Genomic DNA, 18337 nt, shown 5'->3' on the forward strand with positions numbered 1-18337 from the left:
TTATGACCGATGTTATGACACCCACACAACGCAGTAATTGCATGTCAAAAATTAAAAACAAAAATACAAAACCTGAATTGAAGTTAAGAAAAGCTCTCTGGAATGAGGGAATTAGATACAGAATCAACACGAAATTGACCGGCAAGCCGGATATAGTATTTACTTCAAAGAAGATTGCGATTTTTGTGGACGGTTGTTTTTGGCATTGTTGCCCAATTCACGGCACATCACCAAAATCAAATGTTCCCTTTTGGGGTTCAAAACTTCAAAAAAATATTGAACGTGACGCGAAAGTTAATCAGCTACTAAAAGAATCAGGTTGGAATGTTTATAGAATTTGGGAACACAAAATTGATTCGGATATTGTTGGTGTTATTTCCAGTATCAAGACACTTTTGGCGTCAAGTGGCAATCACCTCTCATGATTTTGTAGAGCGAAATTGGTAGAGCCAGTCTTTCATTTGTTCTGGCGTGCGTTCTAGCCACCCCTTTTTTTTTGTTAGGTTGTATAGCCAGAACTCAGTACAGTCTTCTCTGTATAGAACAACACGAGCCTCAACACCGAGTATTTTTGCTATTGATGTAATAACTTTATATTGAGCATCTCTGTTAAACCTATCAACTATCGCATTGAGGTAATTTGTGGTTACGGCAATCCCACTTTCAACCATAGTGATCTCATTCACAGATAACGGTACAACCTCACCATTAATAAATTTGTATTCTATGCAGTCTATATCTTGCATATATAGTTCTCTTCCTTGTTCACGATGCCACTTCAAATAATTTTCGGACCTATCTACATGGCCCTTGTCTGAACGCTGTACAGATTTGCTTCCCTGATCGTTTATAATCTTTTCCAGTGGCATAATATATCTCCTTTCCAGTAGTTAACTACGCACCATAAATTCTGAGAATATCCGTAAAAGAAATTTCCAATCCCCTCAATGCTAAACGCTCATGACGTGCTTCAAAGAGGTGGCGCAGAAGCACAGCTTTTGCCGTTGGTTGTCCATGGTGAAGTGTCCTATGGCAAACTGGGCATAAAGCTACAATGTTATCCGCAACATCTAATCCGTTAACAAACTCATTTTGCGAGGAAATGGGGATAAGGTGATGCCCTTCTACAAATGGGTTGCCTGTGGCTGCACTTATAAAGGTCCGATGAGAGTTGTCTATTTCACAGCAATAGTGAGCCGCCCTTGCAGCTGATAGCCCTAATCTTGGGTCGCGTGGGTATGTCATTCCTGTCCTGCTTACAGGAATGCTGGCCGCGACTGCTCCTATCTGGTTTTGATAAAAATCATCTTCATCATCAATATTGACCCCAGCACGGAAATTTAGAGCCGATGCTGACATTGCCGTTGAAAATAGATTGTTCCAATCTGCCGTTGACATAAATCCAACATGCGGACAAGCCTCTCCCCGACGTGAAAAAATAAACCAAATATCGGTAGCTGTGGGGTAGAACTGGCTAGAGCGAGAGAAATAAAGCCGTAATTCATTCCCCTGGCGCTTTGGGTATACTACGACAATCTGATTTGTGGAGGTGTGCCCCGAAGGTGCGTGAACTACCATAGTCCAGTCTTCTGGTTTACCGTCTGGCGCGGCCCCACCTCGACGGGTAAATCCACTTAACGGGTAACGGCCTTCCAGGACAGCTTTTTCATCAGAGTCTACGGTTACACTCTTATCTCCCGTAGCCTCGCGATCGGTTACTACCGAATATGCTCCTCGCTCAGCACCAAAATATCCACACATGTACCTGTCAAACATTGGCATAAAGCACCTCTCCCAGAAAGAATTATTGTCCCGAATCAACCGGTGTATAGCGGGACAGTGACACATGTATGGTTAGCTGTCAACCCGAAAAAACATATATATTTACCCCGTAAGTGACGGGGTAGAAAATTTTGACGTTAATTCGGGATTTTAAATCTTGTGCTCAAACTTCTCGGGAATCTTGGTGAGCCTTTGGATTGTGGCAGTGGAATAGTATTTGTTTCAGAGATGAGAAATGGCGAGAGTATATATTTTAGCATATACTTTTTTAAAAAAAGAAAATGGGTTAACCGAATAATCGGCTAACCCATTGGTTTCTTTGGTGGAGCTGAGCGGGATCGAACCGCTGGCCTATGCATTGCGAACGCATCGCTCTCCCAACTGAGCTACAGCCCCAAACGGGAGTTAAGCTACACAAAGTGCTTTCCCCTGTCAACCGAAAGAGAAGGATGATTGACTCTTTTCTCACCATCTGCTACAAATTTTTCACTTAAAATCGTACGGTGCCCGTTCGCTCGGGAGAATAGGGAAGAGGGTGCAACCCCCTCGCTGCCCCGCAACTGTAAGCGGTGACGAAAGCCGAAGTTAAGCCACTGTTCGCAAGGACGGGAAGGCGCGGCAATTAGGACGATCCGCAAGTCAGGAGACCTGCCGTAACGACGCTTTTACGAACCCTGCTCGGGATGGGGTGCGCCGCTTTCTTGACGCCCCCCGACCGTGCCTCGTGTCGGGGTTTTTTGTTGCAGCAGAGCGGCGTGGTGCCAGGAAGAGATGGTCGGATGCAACAGAGACGACTGCAGGTTTATACCGGGGCGGGGAAGGGGAAGACGACGGCTGCGGCCGGTCTCGCCGCCCGCGCCCTCGGTCATGGTTGGCGCGTCCTTTGGGTGCGACTGCTCAAGCCCGCCGCCCTGCAGGCCGGTGAAGTGACCAGTCTCAGCCGCTTTCCCGGTTTTGAACTCCTTGATGCCGGGATCGGGGTAATCGCCGGCTCAGCTTCTGTCGAGGAAGTGGCGGCCAGTGTGCAGCGGGTCTTTGCCGCCGCCAGGGTGCGGATTGCGAGTGGCGATCTCGATCTGGTGGTCTTTGATGAAATCAATGGGGCGGTACGGCGTAACGCCTTGCCCCTTGCCGAACTCCTTGACCTCCTCGATCAGCGGCCGCCGGCCTTGGAGATCGTCCTCACCGGGCGCGATGCGCATCCGCAAGTTCTCCTTCGCGCCGATCTGGTGACAGAGATGATGGCGATCAAACATCCATTGGCGCAGGGGATTGCAGCCCGGCAAGGAATCGAATACTGACGATGGCGGAACTGATTCTGATCACCGGCGGCACCCGCTCCGGCAAGAGTGCCTTTGCCCAGCGCTGCGCCGAAGCCCATGCCGGCCCCCTCCTCTACGTCGCTACGGCGATGATCGCCGATAGCGAGATGGCTGACCGCATTGCCCTCCATCAACAGGCGCGGGGGGGGCGCTGGAATCTCCTCGAAGAGCCGTGTGATCTCTGTGGCCGTTTACCGATGGCTGCGACAGGGCAGGGGGCAATTCTCCTCGATTGCGTGACTTTGTGGATCACCAACCTCCTCTTTGCCCATAATGAAGAACCGTCCGCTGTCCTCGCTGAAGTCCGGCGCTTTATCGCTTGTCTTGCCACCATCGACGGCCCGGTTTATCTCGTCAGCAATGAAGTCGGCGGCGGCATCGTCCCGGAGAATCGCCTTGCCCGGCTCTTCCGTGATCTCGCCGGTGAAGTTAATCAAGAGCTGGCAGTTGCGGCAAGCAGCGCCTGGTTGGTCGTGGCCGGCCTGCCGCTGCGTCTGAAGTAATTATTCCCCTTTTAAGGATCTGATCGATGAATCCCCATTCCCTGCAAGCTGTCCTCAATACCATCAAGCCGGTCGATAAAACAATGATCGCCGAAGTGCAGGCCCGCCTCAACAGTCAGGCCAAACCGAAAGGTTCTCTTGGCCGCCTCGAAGAGTTTGCCCGCCGTTTTGTTGCCATCACCGGGCGGGAAGATATCCGCAAGAAAGTCGTCTTTACCTTTGCCGGCGATCACGGCATTACCGAAGAGGGGGTCAGTGCCTTCCCCAAAGAGGTGACGCCGCAGATGGTTCTCAACTTTGTCAGTGGCGGCGCAGCGATTAACGCTTTGGCCAACCATGCCGGCGCCGAGGTGATCGTTGTCGATATGGGGGTTGACTACGACTTCGCGCCGATTGCCGGACTCCTCAACAAGAAGATCGCTAAAGGGACAGCCAACTTTTCCAAAGGGCCCGCGATGAGTCGCAAGGAGGCGATTGCGGCCCTGGAGGCGGGGATTGAACTCGCTTTTTCCAGCCGTGATGCCGGTATTGATCTCCTCGGTACCGGAGACATGGGGATCGGTAATACCACCCCGTCGGCGGCGATTGCCGCGCTCTTCACCGGGCGCTCGGTGGAGCAGGTGACCTTTCGCGGTACCGGCATCGACGACCCGACCCTTGCCCACAAGATCGCGGTGATCAAGGCGGGGATCGCCCTTAATCAACCGGACAAAGACGATCCTGTCGATGTTCTCGCCAAGGTTGGCGGTTTTGAAATTGGCGGTATCGCCGGCCTGATCCTCGGTGCCGCCGCGACCGGGATTCCGATCGTGGTCGATGGTTTCATCTCCACCGCCGGCGCCATCATCGCTTCAGAACTCCATCCCCACGTCAAGGATTACATCTTCTGCGCCCATCAGTCGGTGGAGATCGGCCATCGTCACATGCTGGAGATGCTCGGACAGAAGCCGATGCTCGATCTGGAGATGCGTCTCGGCGAAGGGACCGGTGCGGTCCTGGCGATGACCTTGATCGAAGCGTCGCTGCGCGGACTGCGGGAAATTCGCACCTTTGAAGAGGTCGGCGTGAGCAAGGCCAGCAAATAATGAAGGGAATACTCGGCGAGCTGCGCCAAGCCCTGCTCTTTCTCACTGTCCTGCCGCTGCCGGCGTCAGCGGGGAGTGCGCAGCAACTCGGGAGGTCGATGGCTTACTTCCCCCTGGTAGGACTCGGGCTTGGTCTCCTCCTGGCGGGCGCTCACCAAGTGTTGCTGATCTTCTTCCCGCCCTCCGTCGGCGCCCTCCTTGTTCTGCTGTTGCTGATCTATGCCACCGGCGCTCTTCATCTTGACGGCGTCGCCGATACTGCCGACGGGATGTACGGCATCCGTGACCGCGCCAGCCGGCTGCGGATCATGAAGGACAGCCGGGTCGGGGCGATGGGGGTGGTGGCCCTGCTTTGCCTCTTCCTGCTGAAGGTCATGACCCTGAGCGTTATTCCGTCCGCAATGCGCTGGCAGGTGCTGATCGCGCTGCCGGTTGTCGGCCGCTGGATGATGGTGGCGCTGGCGGTCCTCGCCCCTTATGCCCGCAGCGAAGGCGGAACCGGCAGCGTCTTTGTCGAAGGGGTGGGTCGCCGCGAACTCGTGCTCGCAACGCTGATCCTCGCCGCCGTCCTGCTTGGTTTCTTCCGGCTCTGGGGGTTGACTCTTCTCGCCGCCCTTTGTCTAGCGGTCTTCCTTCTGGAGCGCTACTTCAAGGCGCGCTTGGGGGGAGTGACCGGCGATATTCTCGGAGCGGTCTGCGAATGGAGTGAGGCGGTCTTTCTCCTCCTGTGTTCGTCCGCATATTTTCACCGCTAACAGGAGGAGATTGCATGCAAAGGACCCGTATCTATCTGATTCGCCATGGGCAGGTGGCCGGTTATGAAGAGAAGCGTTACAACGGCCATGCCGATGTCCCCTTGACACCGGAAGGAGAGGCGCAATTCGGCTTGCTGCAGTTGCGCTTGAAGAAGAAGGAGATCAGTGCGGTCTACAGCAGCGATCTGAGTCGCTGTCTGAACGGCGCCCGCCTTCTCGCCGCCAGTCATGATCTGGAGGTGCAGAGCGATGCGCAGCTGCGTGAGCTCGATATCGGTAACTGGGAAGGGAAGACCTGGGCGGAGCTGCAGGCGCTCTATCCTCAAGAGTGGCAGGCGCGCCTTGATGATATTGTCAACTATCGGGTACCGCAGGGGGAGAGTCTTAATGATCTGGCGGATCGTGTCCGGCCGATGATGGCCCGTATTGCCGCCGCTCATCGTGGCGAAGAGGTGCTGGTTGTCGCTCATGGCGGCACCAATCGGGTTATTATTCTCGACGCCATCGGCGCCCCGCTGTCCTGTCTCTTTGCCATCGAGCAGAGCTATGGCTGTCTCAATATCATTGATTACTACGCAGATGGTAATGCTGTCGTACATCTGTTGAACGGCTGAGCCATGCAGACTTTCGTCATCGCCGCCCCGGCTTCGGGGAGTGGCAAGACCACCATCACCCTTGCTCTCCTTGCGGCGTTGCGTCGGCGCGGTCTGGAGGTAGCGCCCTTCAAGGTCGGGCCGGACTTCATCGACCCCGGCCATCATGCTGCCGCCAATGGCCGGGTTTCCCGTAATCTTGATTCCTGGATGTGCGGCGAAGACGGAGTGCAGCGCAGCTTTGCCCTGGGATGTGCCGACGCTGAGGTGGCGGTGGTTGAAGGGGTGATGGGGCTCTTTGATGGTGCTGATGGAGGAAGTGAGGCCGGGAGTACTGCTGCCGTTGCCAAGCTCCTCAGCGCTCCGGTCATTCTGGTAATCGATGCCAAGGGACAGGCGCGCAGTGTGGCCGCTCTGATCAAAGGGTTTGCGGAGTTCGATCCCGCTTTGACTGTCGCCGGCATCATTCTCAATCGGGTCGCCAGCCCGCGCCACGCTGAACTCCTTCGTGCGGCCCATGCCTCGGTTGCCGGCCTGCCCCCGCTGCTGGGGGTGTTGCCGCGTGAGCCGCAGATCGCCCTTCCGGAACGCTATCTCGGTCTGGTGACGGCGGAAGCAGCGCCGGAGAATGTCGTCTTTTATGAGCGTCTGGCCGAATGGTTTGAGGCAGGCGTCGATGTTGACGGGCTGCTTGCACTCCCCCCTTTGGCAAAGAGGGGAAGGGGGAGATTTAATCTGAACGAAATCCCCCTCGCTCCCCCTTTGCCAAAGGGGGAAGACAGAGTACGCATTGCCGTGGCGCGCGATGAAGCCTTCTCTTTCTGCTATCCGGAAAATCTTGAACTGCTGGAGGCAGCCGGTGCCGAGATCGAATTTTTCTCGCCGCTGCGCAATCATCATCTGCCGGTCGGGATCAGCGGTCTCTATCTCCCCGGCGGTTACCCGGAACTTTATGCCCCCCAACTCGCCGCCAATCTTTCCCTCCTCCAGGCGATTCGCGCCGCTGCCAGCGCCGGTATGCCGATTTATGCTGAGTGCGGCGGCCTGATCTATCTTAGCGGCGGGGTGGCTGGCGCCGCTTCCGACCACTTCCAGCCCTTTGTCGCTCTCTTCCCGGCCTGGGCGCGGATGTTGCCGCAACGCAAAGCCCTCGGTTATCGACAGGTCACCTTCCGTTTCGATACCATTCTTGGACCGACGGGGACGGTCGTCCGCGGTCATGAGTTCCATTACTCGGAGGTAGTGATCGCTGCAGAAGTGCCGCGCTCCTACGCGCTCAGCCGCGCCGATGGACAGATTCTGGAGGACGATGGCTATGTCCTCAATAACGTTCTGGCCTCTTATGTCCACCTCCACTTCGCCAGTCATCCAACGCTCGCCGGTAACCTGGTTGAGAGCTGCCGGCGCTGGAACGGCCCTTGAGACCGGTTACGGCCCGGTTCGCAGCGCCAGGAGGAGGCCGGTTCGGCCGTTCCTTTGTCTTTGCCGGACTGATCAAAGTTCTACGTGCCGACGCTCTGGCTGAGGTTGCTCCGGCCTTTGCCGAACTGGAGGCGGCCGTCGCTGCCGGCTGTCATGCGGCCGGTTTTGTTGCCTATGAAGCGGCGCACGCTTTCAATCCCGATCTCCCGATCGGCGCCCCTCCGCAAACTCCCCTCCTGTGGTTTGCCATCTTTGCAGAGCGCCGGGAAGAGCTGGGGACGTCCCCCGTCTCCCCGCTCCGATTGCCTTTGGTGCCGCGCACAACAATCCCTGATGCCGCCGGCTATGAAGCGGCGATCACAGCAATCCACGCCGCCATTGTTCGCGGCGAGACTTATCAGGTCAACTACACCCTGCGCCAGCGCTTTCCTGTCCCGAACGATAGTGCGGCTCTCTTCTCTGCCCTTTGTCAGACCCAGCAAGCGCCCTTTTGTGCCCACATCGAGACCGGCGAACTAACTGTCGTTTCGGCTTCGCCCGAACTTTTCTTTGCCCGTCAGAAGGAGAAGATCGTCATGCGGCCGATGAAGGGGACGGCCCGCCGCGCTGCCGAGAGCTCGGCTGATTGCGCGGTCCGGAGCGCGTTAGCCGCCAGTCCCAAGGAACGCGCCGAGAATCTGATGATTGTCGATCTGGTGCGCAACGATTTGTCGCGTCTCGCCATCATCGGTTCGGTGCAGGTCGAGAGTCTCTTCGATGTCGAGACCTATCCGACCGTTCATCAGCTCACCTCGACTGTGAGTGCGCAGCTGGCGCCATCGACCACGACCTTTCAGATCTTTTCCGCCCTCTTCCCCTGCGGTTCAGTGACCGGCGCGCCGAAGCGTCGCACAATGGAGATCATCCGCGACCTGGAAGTCGCACCGCGTGGTCTTTATTGCGGTGCCATCGGTTTTGTCTCCCCCGGAGAAAGTGTCTTCAGTGTCGCCATTCGCACGGTGGTGATTGATCATGCGACCGGGGAGGCGGAACTCGGTATCGGCAGCGGCGTCACCTCGGATTCGTCGTGCGCCGCCGAATACGCCGAATCCTTTGCCAAGAGCCGATTTCTCGACATGGACCCCACCCCCTTTGCATTGATCGAGGGCCTGCGCCGCCAGGAGAAGGGGGGCTATTTTTTGCTGGAGCGCCACCTACAGCGCCTCGCTGCTTCGGCGGAATATTTCGCTTTTCCCTGGAATCGTGCCGCCATTCTGACGGAGTTGCAGCAGTGTGATGCCGAGCTCAAGGGGGCACACAAAGTCCGACTCCTCCTCGACAAAGACGGGACAGTGACGCTGCGCGCCGAGCCCCTCCTTCCTGCGTCCCGTCGCTTCCCCCTGACGATGCTCCTGTCGCCACAGCGGGTGCAGCGCGATGATCCCTTTCTTTTTCATAAGACGACCCGCCGCGATCTCTACAACGTCGAGCGGGCCCGTTTTCCCGGCGTGGATGAAGTTCTCTTCTGCAATGAGGCCGGGGAGGTGACAGAAGGGAGCATTCACAACCTTGTTCTGCGCCGCGGCGGGCGACTGCTGACGCCGGCGCTGGTTTGCGGTCTGCTGCCGGGGACGTTGCGGGGGGAACTGCTGGAACGGGGGATTTTGAGCGAAGCGGTGATCACGGTCGGGGATTTGCGGGCGGCAGAAGGACTGTGGCTGATCAATGCCGTGCGCGGCTGGCGGCGGGCCGTGCTGGTCGAAGAGTAAAGAAAACGGGCGCCTCCTGAGGGAAACACCCGCTTCTTGTTTGTTGGGTTGTGCCGGAGCCCGCTCCTGCAGAATAATCAGCGGGATTGGCCGAAGAGGGCTTTGAGATCTTCAGTGACGATCTGAGCGTGTCCATGTGTCGACGATGCATTGGCCAGATAGATATCCCGGATCTTCGGATCGCTTATTTGGGCAGCGGTTTCGCGCAACGACTTTTCCAACGCTTCTTCCTGATCGATCGCCAGTTCGAGAGCGCGTTGCTCGTCGAAGTTGCCGAGGATGATCTTCTGCAGGGCCTTCCACCAATCCGATTCGGTATCCGGAGGGGCTGCCATCAGTTCGTCAAAGGGGGGGAGGTCCTTTCCGGAATAGACGTCGTAAAACATCCGCGCATGGTGCAATTCATCTTTGGCGAGGATTTCAAAGGTACGGCAGGCGCTTTCATCACTCATCTTGGTGGCGCCGTACTTGTAAAAGTCCATCGCTGCCTTTTCGGTCATGATCGCTGCCTTCAAGGCCTCTAATTCGTTGTAAATTTCCGACATTACATTAACCTCCTCAAACGGATGACTCATTGCGGCGGAATTTTAGCACAGCGCCGGAAATTTTCATCTCTTTTTTCACAGAAAGCGTTCTTTTTCTCCGGAAGTTCAGGAGATTTTCGTCTTAACTGCGAATCTGCCCGTTGCCAAAGACAATAAACTTACGGGTCGTCAGGTCTTCCAGCCCCATCGGCCCAAAGGAGTGGAGCTTGGTGGTGGAGATGCCGATCTCGGCGCCGAGACCGAGTTGATTGCCATCGGCAAAGCGGGTCGAGGCGTTGATCATGACCGTACTGGAGTTGACTTCGCGGATAAAACGCTGCGAGTTGCTGTAGTCACTGGTGATAATCGCTTCAGTATGCAGCGACGTGTAGATACTGATGTGGTCGAGGGCCGCGTCAAGATCCTTGACGACTTTGATTGCCAGAATCAAATCAAGGTACTCCGCCGCCCAATCTTCCGCCGTCGCGGTTTTGGCTTCGGGAACCAGGGAGCAGACGAGCGGGCAGCCGCGGATTTCGACGCCGGCCGTGCCTAAGGCCGCGGCGATGCGCGGGATAAAATCCTGAGCAATATCCTGATGCACGAGGAGGGTCTCCATCGAGTTGCAGACGCCGGGACGCTGGACTTTGGCGTTTAAAGCAATCTCCTCGGCCATGGCAAAGTCTGCGCTGGCATCGACAAAGACGTGGCAGACTCCCTTGTAATGTTTGATGACGGGGATACGGGAATGCTCGGCGACAAAGCGGATCAGGCTCTCGCCGCCGCGCGGGATGATCAGGTCAATCTCTTCATCGCGCTTGAGCAGTTCGAGGATGGCTTCCCGGTCGGTGGTCGTCACCACTTGCAATGCTGCCGCCGGCAGATGTAACTCAGCCAGCACCCCCTGTAGCAGGGCGCCGATGGCGCGATTGGAATGGATCGCTTCCGAACCGCCGCGCAGGATGACGGCATTGCCGCTCTTCAGGCAGAGGGCGGCGGCATCGGCGGTGACGTTGGGCCGGGATTCGTAGACGATGCCGATAACGCCCAAGGGGATGCGCATCCGCCCGACCTGCAGTCCGTTCGGGCGCCGCCACATGCCGGTGACTTCGCCGACCGGATCGGGGAGGGCGGCGACTTCGCGCAGGCCGTCAGCCATGGCACGCACTCGCTTTTCGTCGAGGGCAAGACGGTCAAGCATCGCCGCCGAGAGACCCTTGTCCCGTCCGGCGTTCAGGTCGAGTTCGTTGGCGGCAAGGAGGGAGGGGATATTCTTCTCCAGCGCCGCAGCCATCTGGCCCAGCATTTCATCTTTAACCGCACTCGACAGTGTTGCCAGGACGCGGCCAGCTGTCTTGGCATCAGCGGCAATCCGCTGCATTTCTTCACGAATCGTCATGAATTTCTCCTTGTGCACGGGGCAATCAGGGGGTCTTGAGGACCAGATTGTCACGATGCACGACTTCATCGGCATATTTGTAGCCGAGGATCGTTTCGATCTCGCTCGATTTATGCCCCATGATCCGCAACAGCTCGGTCAGGGAATAGTTGATAACGCCGGTGGCGATTTCGCTGCCGTCGGCACTGCTAAGACGGACGGCGTCACCGCGGTCAAAGCCACCTTCGACACCGATGATCCCGGAAGGGAGGAGGCTCTTGCCGCGTTCGACCATGGCGCAGCGGGCGCCTTCATCGACGATCAGCTTCCCCCGCGTCTTCTTGGAGAAGGCGATCCAGTGCTTTTTGGCCGTCAGGCGGTCGCGGGCGGGAAGGAAGAGGGTGCCGATCTCATCACCGGCAAAGAAGGCGAGGAGGGAATCCTTGACACGGCCATTGATAATCGCCGTGCCGATGCCGGAGAGGCTGGCACGTTTGGCGGCCTTGATCTTGGTCGCCATACCGCCGGTGCCGAGGTCGGTCCCGGAGCTGCCGGCCATGGCGATAATCTCGTCGTTGATCCGTTCTACGCAGGGGATCAGCTCGGCGGCGGCATCAGTGCGGGGATCGCGGTCGTAAAGGCCGGAGACGTCGGAAAGGATAACAAGGAGATTTGCTTCGACGAGGGAGGAGACCAGAGCCGAGAGGTTGTCATTGTCGCCGAAGCGGATTTCATCAATGACGACGGTGTCATTCTCGTTGATGATCGGGATAATGCGATGGTCGAGGAGAGTCATCAGGGTGTTGCGGGAGTTGAGGTAGCGGCGCCGATTGGCGAGGTCGTCGCGGGTGAGGAGGACCTGTGCCACTTTCAGTCCGTATTGGTGAAAAGCTTCCCCCCAGGTCCGCATCAGCAAGGTTTGGCCGATCGCGGCAGCCGCCTGTTTGAGGGGGATAGTCGCAGGACGACCGGCGATACCGAGGTAGCCTTTACCGGCAGAGACAGCGCCGGAAGAGACGATAATGACCTCGTAGCCTTTTTGCCGCAACAGCGCGACCTGGTCGGCAATCACGGCAATCTGGGCCGGTTCAATCCCCTGCGGATCGGAAAGGACGCCGCTGCCGATCTTGATGACGACCCGGCGCACATGGGCAAGAAGGTTGGAGCGCATGGATGAAACTCCCAGATTCGTGGCGAAAATTGGAGATGAGGAGTCTGGATCTAAAGAAGCGGATCCGTCGCTGCCGGAGCGTTCCGTTCCGCGCGGCGGGCTTCGATCTCGACTGCAATAGCATTGATCAGGTCTTGTACCCCTTCGCCGGTCGCCGCCGAGATCGGGAAGACCCGGTGGCCGCGCTCGGCAAAGAAGGCGAGGGCATCGGGGAGTCGCTCCCGAACGTCGGGGAGATCGAGCTTAGTCAGAACGACAAGTTGCGTCTTCGCGGCCAGTTCGACGCTGTGGCTGGCGAGTTCGCGATTGATCATGTCGAAATTTTCCAAAGGATCGCCTGGTTGCAGATCGGAAAGATCGACAAGGTGCAAAAAGAGATCGGTCCGCTCAACATGTTTGAGGAAGCGGGTACCGAGGCCCTGGCCGATACTTGCCCCTTCGATCAGGCCGGGAATGTCGGCCATGACAAAGCTGTTATAACCACCGCCGTAACTGACGACGCCGAGGTTGGGGACGAGGGTGGTAAAGGGGTAGTCGGCAATCTTCGGCTTGGCGGCAGAGACCGTCGCAATCAAAGTCGATTTCCCGGCGTTCGGCATGCCGACCAGGCCGACATCCGCCAAAAGTTTCAACGACAGGCGCAGAGTGCGTTCTTCACCGGGGATGCCGGGCTGGGTATGGCGTGGAGCCCGGTTGGTGCTGGTCAAGAAACGGGCATTCCCCCGACCGCCCATGCCGCCGTGCAACAGCAGGACGCGCTGGTCGGCCGAGACCATGTCGGCGAGGAGTTCATCGGTCTCGACATCGTAGATCAGGGTGCCGAGGGGGACGACGATCTCCAGGGCCTCCCCGGATTTGCCGTGCATATCCTTGCCCATCCCCGGCAAGCCGTTTTTGGCTTTGTGGTGGACTTTATAGCGGAAGTCAAGGAGGGTGCCGAGGCCGGGATCGACAACGACCCAGACATCGCCGCCATTGCCGCCGTCGCCGCCGTCGGGGCCGCCGCGGGGGATAAATTTCTCGCGGCGAAAAGAGAGGCAACCGCGACCGCCATCGCCGGCCTTGGCGTAGATTTTGACTTCATCAACAAATTGCATGGGGCTTCCTAATAGAAAAGCCCGGAGTCGCAGGGACTCCAGGCCTCTTCTGTGTGCATGGTGCCGAGTCGATCAGGCCGGATAGACGCTGATCTTCTGGCGGGTCTTGTCTTTGCGCTCGAACTTCACAACCCCTTCAATCAGCGCAAACAAGGTGTAATCCTTGCCGCAGCCGACGTTGTTGCCGGGATGGAAGGTGGTACCGCGCTGGCGGACCAGAATTGAGCCGGCGGTTACGGCTTCGCCACCAAAGCGTTTGACGCCGAGGCGTTTACCACCACTGTCGCGACCGTTGCGGGAGCTGCCAACCCCTTTTTTGTGTGCCATGAGAAATTCTCCTTACGCCTCAATGCCTGTAATTTTCAGGCGAGTGATCGGCTGACGGTGTCCGTACAGTTTGCGAGTGCCCTTGCGTCGCTTCGAATGGAAGACGAGGACTTTTTTGTCCTTGTCCTGTTCGACGATGCGTGCCGTGACTTTCGCCCCGGTGAGTAAAGGTGTTCCGATTTTAACCTCCGCTCCACCGACCATGAGGACCTCGACCAGCTCGATAGTATCACCTACCATGCCTTCGATCTTCTCGATCTTTAAAAGATCGCCTTCGGAAACTTTGTACTGTTTGCCTCCGGTCTTAATTACCGCGTACATAACTCTTCACCTCACTCTCACTTTTTTGTAGCGGGTTACTATAGGTAGGGCGGGTTTTGCTGTCAAGGAAAAATATGGCATTATCTCTTGTCATTGCTTTTTTTGTTTTGTGAGGGGATAAGTTGAAAACTCCGGTCTAGGATTTTTTCTGCCGATATGTTAGGGTCTTGACTCTGTTGCTGCCTATTTAATGTTGAATTGAGAGAGAAAATTATATGGCCTATCCCCACCTTCCCGAGGTTGATCTGCACACCCATACCATTGCTTCGGGGCATGCTTTCAGTACCATTTCCGAGATTGCTGCCGCTGCTGCGGCAAAGGGTTTTCGTGGCGTCGGCATGACCGACCACGGCCCGGCCCTGCCCGGCGGGCCGCACGCCTACCATTTTCATGCCCTGCGCTTTATCCCCCCCACTCTGCACGGGGTGCGCATCCTGCGCGGCGTCGAGGCCAATATTATCGGTCCCGGTGAACTCGATCTCCCTGAGCATAGTCTCAAGCGCCTTGATTTAGTCATGGCCGGGTTTCACGAAGATTGCGGTTTTCGCGGTCACGATCAAGCGGAGAATACTGAGGCGCTGCTGCATCTGATGGCAAAACATCGCGTGCATGTGCTCACTCACCTTGGCAATCCGGTCTTCCCCATCGACGCCCTCGCTGTTGCCCGGCGGGCTGCTGAACTTGGTGTCGCCATCGAAATTAATAATGCCTCTTTCTCCATTAGTCGCAAGGGGAGTGCTGATAACTGTCGGCAGATGGCGCGCTATTGTGCCCAGTTTGGGACGTCGGTGGCGATCAGCAGCGATGCCCATATTGCCGAAACCGTCGGATTCATCGACCACGCTTTGCAGGCAGCCGAGGAGGGTGGCGTGCGTTGGGAGCAGATTGTCAACCGGACGCTGGAGAGCACCTTGGATTTTCTCGACCTTGATTCCGGGGGTTAAACGTGTAACAATTGTACCATTCACGCTGCTACGGATGAATTTTATCTAACTGGAGGTCTGTTAAAACCATGAGATTTAAAATGATTGTTGCTGGTGTTGCTGCCCTTTGTCTTTGTGCCGTCAGTGCTGGCGCTGCGTCTCTCGATCTGAGCCTTAACGATGACAGTGTTCAAGCCCAGTTCTTTTTGCCGGTGACGCAAGATGCCTATGGTACCACTCAGGTCGGCGTCCGCGGTCTTTACAATGATGATCACGACACCAAGCTGGTTTCCGGCGAGATCGATTTCATCGGCAAGCCCGGTGATATTCCCGGATTGACCGCCGGCGTCGGGATGATCGTCTGGGGAGGTGAGGCAGGACGAGTGGTGGATGTTGATATCTTTTCGGTCGGGATCGGCGCCAAAGTCGGTTTTGCTCCGCCGCAACTGATGGGGATTGGCATCGACGGCAAGTTCTTTTACGGTCCGAAGATCCTTTCAGGCGGCGATTCAGAGCGCGTCTTTGAAAGCGGCCTACGGCTTTCTTACGCGATTATCCCCAAGGCCCGCCTTTTTGTCGAATATCAGAAGATCCATGTTGATCTTGATGGCGGTGGCGACGGCGATATTGATGACGATTTACGCATCGGTTTTGAAGCAAAGTTCTAGGAAATCTTCACAATCTTTGGATCTATTGCACCCGCCGGATCCCCCGGCGGGTGTTTTAGTATCCGGGTGATCGCTGCTTTCAGGGGGGTGAGGTCGGGTTCTTCGTCGGCAATCGTCACGGTGATGCGCTGCTCGGGGCAGGTGTGGCGGTATAGGGGGTCGTAATACAGGAGCATCAACTCTCTCGCCAGATCGTCCCAGCGGCCGGCTTCGAGGTAACCGAGGAGACGGTCATAATTCTCCCCTCCCAGCCGCGGCCGGATCAGTGCCAAGGGACGGAGGAAGTCACGTTTGAGCTCGTCGCGGGCGGGATAATCGTCAAGGGTAATGCGGACGCGAGTTGCGATGGGGGCCTCGATCCACAGGCTGGTCTCCACCTGCAGGGCGGCGTAGACTCGGGGAGGGAGGATGAGCCGGCCGATATGTTTACTCTCCCCTTCGGCCAGGGCATAACCGCCCTTGGGGATGCGGCGCATTTCATTCCAGAGGAGGGATTCAAAGGCGATCTGGGATGGTTGCGCTTCCAGTCCGAGATTGCCAAAAGCGCTGCCGCGGTGATTGGCGAGTCCTTCAAGATCGACCACCGGATAGCCCTCTGTCTGCAACATCTTGAGGAGTCGGGTCTTGCCGACGCCGGTCAGACCTCGTAATACTAGCAAACGTCCCCACTCGCCCTGTGCAAAAAAATCCCGAACGACAGCACGAAAAGCTTTATGCCCCCCCTCAATCTGCATGGTCGGAATGCCGGCAAGATCGAAGAAGGTGCCCAAGGCAAAACTGCGCATTCCGCCGCGCCAGCAAAAGACCAGAACCGGTGACTTATTGCCTGCCATCGCCGCTTCGACCTGATCGATCAGCCCCGGTATCTTCGGTGCCACCAGCTTGACCCCCAGGCGCTTGGCCCTCGTTTTTCCTTCGACCTTGTAAAGTGTTCCGACCCGGGCGCGTTCGTCGTCATCAAAGAGGGGGATATTGATCGCCCCGGGAATCGTCCCTTCGGCATATTCCGCCGGGGAGCGGGCATCGACGAGAAGGGCGCCTCGTTCGCGCAGGGCCAGAGCCTGTTCGATGGTAATTATCTGCACCGTTGCAAGTATCCTTGGGAAGAGATGGCGTAAAGTGGCGCTGAATCTATCCCGCTATTCGGATTAATGCAATGAATCTTCAAAGACTTCATGGAAACCATGGGTGCCGAGTTCGTGCACTTTCATCAGATTCGTTGATCCGCGCGTTTCGATCGGGATCCCCATCGTCACTACGATCAGATCGCCATGACGAAAGCCGACGGCCAGGAGTTTTTTCTCCACTGCCGAGATCTGCTGATCAGTATTCTCCATGATCCCGACTTCTGTACAGTGGACGCCCCAATAGAGCGAGAGGCGGCGACGGATCTCGGCCGATGCAGTAAAGGCGATGATCGGTGTGGTCGGACGAAAGGCCGAGATCAGGGCGGCGGTGCCGCCGGAGCGGGTGAAGACGGCAATCGCTTTGGCCTTGAGGATGGCGGCGGCATGACAGGACGATTCGGCGACGGCATGGGCGATGCTCGAACCGGAGCAGGCCGGCTTCCCCTCTTTGAGGATAAAGGTCGTATTCTCGACATCATGCGCTATCCGCACCATCGTTTCCACCGCTTCCAGCGGGTAATCGCCCGAGGCGGTCTCGGCCGAGAGCATGATGGCATCAGTGCCGTCGATAATGGCGTTGGCGACATCCGAGGTCTCTGCCCGGGTCGGCCGCGGATGGCGAATCATCGAGTCGAGCATCTGGGTGGCGGTGATAACCGGTTTACCGGCCTGATTGCAGGCATGGATGATCTTTTTCTGGTAAATCGGTACCTTCTCCGCTTCGATCTCGACCCCGAGATCGCCGCGTGCCACCATGACGGCATCGGTCGCCTGGAGAATCGATTTGAAGTTGCGCAGCGCTTCCGGCTTCTCGATCTTGGCGACGACCGGGGTATCCATCCCTTTGGCGGTGATGATCTCTTTAAGTTCCTCAATATCGGCAGCAGTGCGGACAAAGGAGAGAGCGATAAAGTCGACCCCGGCCATCAGCGCAAAGTCGAGGTCGATCAGATCCTTTTCCGTCAGGCAGGGGGCCGACACTTTCACCCCCGGCAGATTGATCCCTTTGTTATTTTTTAACAGGCCGCCATTCACCACCAAACAGCGCACCTGCTCCCCTTGCAGCGCCGTGACCCTCAGCTCCATCAAACCATCATCGAGGAGAATGCGTGAGCCGATCTGCACGTCGTGCGGCAACGAGCGGTAGATGGTCGGAATAACACCCTTCTCGCCGAGGACGTCGGCGGTGGTGATGACGACCTCTTGCCCTTTGGAAAGGAGCATCCCGTCTCCGGCCATCTTGCCGGTGCGGATTTTCGGGCCTTGCAGATCGGCGAGGATACCGACTTGTCGGCCGATTTTATCGGAAATCTGGCGGATGAGATGAATCAATTCGAGCTTTTGGGCATTCTCGCCATGGGAGAAGTTGAGGCGGAAGATATCGACACCGCTCTGGATGAGCTTTTTGACCATCTCGGGGGAGGAACTGACCGGGCCGAGAGTGGCCACGATCTTGGTTTTGCGGGTTGTTCTGGGCATTTTGACTCCTTGTAGATAAAGTAGGTCAGGTTGAGAAATGAGATTTTTGTCATGGGAACTTGAGTGAGAGTCTGGCAGAGGAAATTACCAATGTCAAACGCGGCTTGCGTCT

At 56.9% G+C, this 18337-nt stretch carries 20 protein-coding genes, 1 tRNA gene and 1 riboswitch; of the genes, 10 read left to right on the plus strand and 11 right to left on the minus strand.

Annotated elements, in window-relative coordinates; all coding sequences use genetic code 11:
• The first annotated feature begins 2 nt into the window (after positions 1–2).
• Entirely contained in the window at positions 3–425 is a 423-nt protein-coding gene (locus tag CVU69_05125) for a very short patch repair endonuclease (protein PKN12746.1), read from the plus strand.
• Here the strand turns inward: CVU69_05125 and CVU69_05130 are convergent.
• The 3 genes from CVU69_05130 to CVU69_05140 form a co-directional block, all read right to left on the minus strand.
• A complete protein-coding gene (locus CVU69_05130) occupies positions 420–869 on the minus strand; it encodes a hypothetical protein (GenBank protein PKN12747.1) in 450 nt (149 codons plus the stop codon). The genes CVU69_05125 and CVU69_05130 overlap by 6 nt on opposite strands.
• A 25-nt stretch (positions 870–894) precedes the next feature.
• Positions 895–1848, minus strand: coding sequence for a hypothetical protein (locus tag CVU69_05135; GenBank protein ID PKN12748.1), 954 nt, complete (start codon positions 1846–1848; stop codon positions 895–897).
• A gap of 254 nt (positions 1849–2102) precedes the next feature.
• Positions 2103–2178: transfer RNA gene (locus CVU69_05140), tRNA-Ala, on the minus strand.
• An 88-nt stretch (positions 2179–2266) separates the two neighbouring features.
• A riboswitch (cobalamin riboswitch) is annotated at positions 2267–2453 on the plus strand.
• Positions 2454–2465: 12 nt separating this feature from the next.
• On the opposite strand from CVU69_05140, the gene CVU69_05145 reads away from it, so the two are divergent.
• From CVU69_05145 to pabB, 7 genes are read left to right on the plus strand one after another with little or no spacing between them, the layout of a single operon-like run.
• Positions 2466–3083, plus strand: a complete 618-nt coding sequence (locus CVU69_05145) for a cob(I)yrinic acid a,c-diamide adenosyltransferase (protein ID PKN12749.1) — start codon at positions 2466–2468, stop codon at positions 3081–3083.
• 2 nt (positions 3084–3085) lie between these two features.
• Positions 3086–3607: a bifunctional adenosylcobinamide kinase/adenosylcobinamide-phosphate guanylyltransferase gene (locus tag CVU69_05150; GenBank protein PKN12750.1), complete on the plus strand. Its 522-nt coding sequence runs from the start codon at positions 3086–3088 to the stop codon at positions 3605–3607.
• Between the two features lie 26 nt (positions 3608–3633).
• Positions 3634–4692, plus strand: a complete 1059-nt coding sequence (gene cobT, locus CVU69_05155) for a nicotinate-nucleotide--dimethylbenzimidazole phosphoribosyltransferase (protein PKN12751.1) — start codon at positions 3634–3636, stop codon at positions 4690–4692.
• Positions 4692–5447, plus strand: a complete 756-nt coding sequence (gene cobS / locus CVU69_05160) for an adenosylcobinamide-GDP ribazoletransferase (protein PKN12752.1) — start codon at positions 4692–4694, stop codon at positions 5445–5447. Before cobT ends, cobS begins: the two co-directional genes overlap by 1 nt.
• Before the next feature lie 14 nt (positions 5448–5461).
• Positions 5462–6061 (plus strand): alpha-ribazole phosphatase, encoded by a 600-nt coding sequence (gene cobC, locus CVU69_05165; GenBank protein ID PKN12753.1) that lies wholly within the window; start codon positions 5462–5464, stop codon positions 6059–6061.
• 3 nt (positions 6062–6064) lie between these two features.
• Entirely contained in the window at positions 6065–7462 is a 1398-nt protein-coding gene (locus tag CVU69_05170; protein ID PKN12754.1) for a cobyrinic acid a,c-diamide synthase, read from the plus strand.
• Positions 7459–9210: an aminodeoxychorismate synthase, component I gene (pabB, locus tag CVU69_05175; GenBank protein PKN12755.1), complete on the plus strand. Its 1752-nt coding sequence runs from the start codon at positions 7459–7461 to the stop codon at positions 9208–9210. The genes CVU69_05170 and pabB overlap by 4 nt, the downstream gene beginning before the upstream one ends.
• A gap of 77 nt (positions 9211–9287) precedes the next feature.
• Here pabB and CVU69_05180 read toward each other — a convergent pair whose 3' ends face one another.
• The 6 genes from CVU69_05180 to rplU form a co-directional block, all read right to left on the minus strand.
• Entirely contained in the window at positions 9288–9755 is a 468-nt protein-coding gene (locus CVU69_05180; protein PKN12756.1) for a rubrerythrin, read from the minus strand.
• 121 nt (positions 9756–9876) lie between these two features.
• Positions 9877–11133: a glutamate-5-semialdehyde dehydrogenase gene (locus tag CVU69_05185; GenBank protein PKN12757.1), complete on the minus strand. Its 1257-nt coding sequence runs from the start codon at positions 11131–11133 to the stop codon at positions 9877–9879.
• Between the two features lie 25 nt (positions 11134–11158).
• Positions 11159–12283 (minus strand): glutamate 5-kinase, encoded by a 1125-nt coding sequence (gene proB / locus CVU69_05190; GenBank protein ID PKN12758.1) that lies wholly within the window; start codon positions 12281–12283, stop codon positions 11159–11161.
• 50 nt (positions 12284–12333) lie between these two features.
• On the minus strand, positions 12334–13380 hold the full coding sequence (locus CVU69_05195) for a GTPase ObgE (protein ID PKN12759.1): 1047 nt from the start codon (positions 13378–13380) through the stop codon (positions 12334–12336).
• A 72-nt stretch (positions 13381–13452) separates the two neighbouring features.
• Positions 13453–13707: a 50S ribosomal protein L27 gene (locus CVU69_05200; protein ID PKN12760.1), complete on the minus strand. Its 255-nt coding sequence runs from the start codon at positions 13705–13707 to the stop codon at positions 13453–13455.
• Between the two features lie 12 nt (positions 13708–13719).
• Positions 13720–14028 carry a 50S ribosomal protein L21 gene (gene rplU, locus CVU69_05205; protein PKN12761.1) on the minus strand — a complete coding sequence of 103 codons (309 nt, stop codon included), beginning with the start codon at positions 14026–14028 and terminating at the stop codon, positions 13720–13722.
• 215 nt (positions 14029–14243) lie between these two features.
• On the opposite strand from rplU, the gene CVU69_05210 reads away from it, so the two are divergent.
• Both CVU69_05210 and CVU69_05215 read left to right on the plus strand, forming a co-directional pair.
• Complete coding sequence (locus CVU69_05210; protein PKN12762.1) at positions 14244–14972, plus strand: phosphatase; 729 nt, start codon at positions 14244–14246, stop codon at positions 14970–14972.
• A 68-nt stretch (positions 14973–15040) separates the two neighbouring features.
• The gene (locus CVU69_05215; GenBank protein ID PKN12763.1) at positions 15041–15619 is read left to right on the plus strand and encodes a hypothetical protein; all 579 of its coding nucleotides are present in this window, start codon (positions 15041–15043) and stop codon (positions 15617–15619) included.
• On the opposite strand, the gene CVU69_05220 is transcribed toward CVU69_05215, so the two are convergent.
• Both CVU69_05220 and pyk read right to left on the minus strand, forming a co-directional pair.
• Positions 15616–16716 carry a tRNA 2-selenouridine(34) synthase MnmH gene (locus CVU69_05220; GenBank protein ID PKN12764.1) on the minus strand — a complete coding sequence of 367 codons (1101 nt, stop codon included), beginning with the start codon at positions 16714–16716 and terminating at the stop codon, positions 15616–15618. The genes CVU69_05215 and CVU69_05220 overlap by 4 nt on opposite strands.
• 51 nt (positions 16717–16767) lie before the next feature.
• Positions 16768–18225 (minus strand): pyruvate kinase, encoded by a 1458-nt coding sequence (gene pyk / locus CVU69_05225; GenBank protein ID PKN12765.1) that lies wholly within the window; start codon positions 18223–18225, stop codon positions 16768–16770.
• Positions 18226–18337 lie beyond the last annotated feature (112 nt).

Source organism: Deltaproteobacteria bacterium HGW-Deltaproteobacteria-4 (assembly GCA_002841765.1).
In the GTDB taxonomy this organism is placed as follows: Bacteria; Desulfobacterota; Desulfuromonadia; order Desulfuromonadales; family UBA2197; genus UBA2197.